Annotated in this window: 1 protein-coding gene; it reads left to right on the top strand. The window is 35.7% G+C overall.

All coding sequences use genetic code 11. The annotated features are described in order from the left end of the window. Positions 1-276: iron chelate uptake ABC transporter family permease subunit (locus GVK32_RS28745; protein ID WP_159989818.1), on the top strand; the 276-nt coding region annotated here is incomplete at its 5' end. Positions 277-403: the final 127 nt, after the last annotated feature.

The following is a 403-nucleotide window of genomic DNA, read 5'->3' as shown; positions in this document are numbered from 1 at the left end:
TGTTTAATTATTGCTATGATTCTAGCAGGTATTGCAGTTGCTATCGCTGGACAAGTTGCATTTGTAGGTTTGATGGTACCTCATATAGCAAGATTTTTAATTGGAACTGATTATGCTAAAATTCTACCATTAACAGCCTTGTTAGGTGGGATACTCGTGCTTGTTGCCGATGTGATAGCACGATATTTAGGAGAAGCGCCTGTTGGTGCAATCATTTCATTTATCGGTGTTCCTTACTTTTTATATTTAGTTAAAAAAGGAGGACGCTCAATATGATTAGTTCAAATAATAAACGCAGACAATTGATAGCACTGGCTGTTTTTAGCATTCTACTATTTCTAGGTTGTACTTGGAGTATTACCTCAGGTGAATACAACATACCTGTTGAAAGATTTTTCAAAAC

The organism is Klebsiella sp. 18074 (genome assembly GCF_902705905.1).
GTDB classification, from domain to species: domain Bacteria; phylum Pseudomonadota; class Gammaproteobacteria; order Enterobacterales; family Enterobacteriaceae; genus Klebsiella; species Klebsiella terrigena.
Note: the sequence above shows the minus strand (reverse complement) of the source record. Positions and strands in the feature narration are given on the sequence as shown.